The organism is Corynebacterium pilbarense (assembly GCF_026930265.1).
GTDB lineage: Bacteria > Actinomycetota > Actinomycetes > Mycobacteriales > Mycobacteriaceae > Corynebacterium > Corynebacterium pilbarense.
In genome coordinates, this window is sequence record NZ_JANRML010000108.1 from 1 (window position 1) to 617 (window position 617).

General features: G+C 43.3%; 2 protein-coding genes. Both read left to right on the forward strand.

The genetic code is table 11. The features are described 5' to 3' along the window. On the forward strand, positions 1-208 hold a 208-nt coding region (locus NUW87_RS11480), incomplete at its 5' end, for a Ty1/Copia family ribonuclease HI (RefSeq protein ID WP_269028658.1). Between the two features lie 186 nt (positions 209-394). Then, positions 395-617 (forward strand): ribonuclease H family protein (locus NUW87_RS11485; protein ID WP_269028659.1); only part of this gene is annotated, 223 nt, incomplete at its 3' end.

A 617-nucleotide genomic window follows, 5' to 3' on the forward strand; every position in this document is an offset into this window, starting at 1 on the left:
AAGCCATTGGAAAGCAGCTAAAAGGATACTTCGCTATGTTCGTGGTACTGTTCAGTTTGGGATACATTACAGTTCAGGGGGGACTCCTTTATTGGTTGGTTTCACTGATTCAGATTGGGCTGGCGACCCTGATGATCGGAAGTCTACTGCAGGTTATGTTTTCAGCCTTGGTTCAGGACCTGTCACTTGGGCCTGTAAGAAACAATAGGCTATTGCACTTTCTTCAGCATAAGCAGAGTACCGAGCAGCGATAAATGCAAGTGAGGAAACCCTGTGGCCAGAGTTTGGATTCCAGCACCAGCATCCGACCAGACTTTGGTGTGACAATCAAAGTGCCATCAAGCTCGCCAAAGACCCAGTTCAACATTAGCGTAGCAAACATATCGAGCTACACATGCACTTCATCAGAAATCTCATTCATGATAAAGTTATTGAAGTGCTCTTTTGCCCTACAGAAGATCAAGTTGCAAACATTTTCACAAAGTCTCTTATAGAAGAGAAGTTTTCCAAACTTCGATCTATGTTAGGAGTTCAGGAAGTTGTCATCAAGGGGGGATATGCTCTAATGCATCCTTCCTTCTCCTATTGTGTCACTATTGTAAATCCTTCAATCTTAT